The organism is Photorhabdus temperata, from assembly GCF_025384845.1.
Classification (GTDB): Bacteria; Pseudomonadota; Gammaproteobacteria; order Enterobacterales; family Enterobacteriaceae; genus Photorhabdus; species Photorhabdus temperata.
Window position 1 is genome coordinate 1 of sequence record NZ_JAJAFX010000187.1, and the last position, 919, is coordinate 919.

Annotated in this window: 1 protein-coding gene; it reads left to right on the top strand. The window is 61.8% G+C overall.

Translation table 11 applies throughout. From position 1 onward, the window contains the following. Window positions 1–919: toprim domain-containing protein (locus LGZ99_RS24490; RefSeq protein ID WP_262979854.1), on the top strand; the 919-nt coding region annotated here is incomplete at both ends.

Below are 919 nucleotides of genomic sequence, written 5' to 3' on the forward strand. Positions count from 1 at the left end.
GTGCTGGACTGGGTAATGAAAACCAAAGGCTTAAGTCTGCGCCGGGCCGTGGAACAGTTGCGCGGGATACTGGGAGATAACCCCTCGGTGGCCCCGCTGGTGAAACCGGATGAACCCGCCATGCTGGCCGATGATGACGCCGGACGGCAGGCGCTGCTCAGTCGGGTCGTCGGGTTCTACCATCATACGCTGTTGAATGCCCCCGAAGCCCTGGCTTATCTGGAAAAACGCCGGCTCAACCACCCGGAATTAGTCGCCCAGTTTAAACTGGGCTTTGCCAACCGCACGTTAGCCTATCGCCTGCCCATCAAGGCGGTGCAGGCCGGCGCACAGATCCGCGCCCGTCTTCGGGCCGTGGGGCTGATGCGCGACAGCGGGCACGAGCACTTTACCGGTTCGCTGGTGATACCGGTTATCGACCCGAACGGCCAGATCCGCGAGATCTACGGGCGCAAAATCACCGACCGTTTACGTAAAGGAACGCCGCTGCATCTGTACCTTCCCGGCGCACATGGCGGGATATGGAATGAGCCGGCGCTGATCAGTTCAGGGACGGTCATCCTCTGTGAATCCCTGATCGACGCCCTGTCGTTCTGGGTGGCCGGTCACCGCCATGTCACCGCCGCCTATGGGGTGAACGGCTTCACCGATGAGATGCGGCAGGCGTTTCGGCGGCATGGCGTTAAGCAGGTCTTGATCGCCTACGACAATGATCCGGCAGGCAATGAAGCGGCGGTAAAACTGGCCGCCGAACTCACCGCCGTCGGTATCACCGTGTTCCGGGTGGTGTTCCCCGAGGGCATGGATGCCAACGGCTATCTGTGTCAGGTCGCTGAGCCGGAACGGGCCTTCGGGTTGTTGCTCGACAGTGCCGTGCCGATGCAGGAAGCGGCAGAGGTACAGGCCACCACTGCAACAG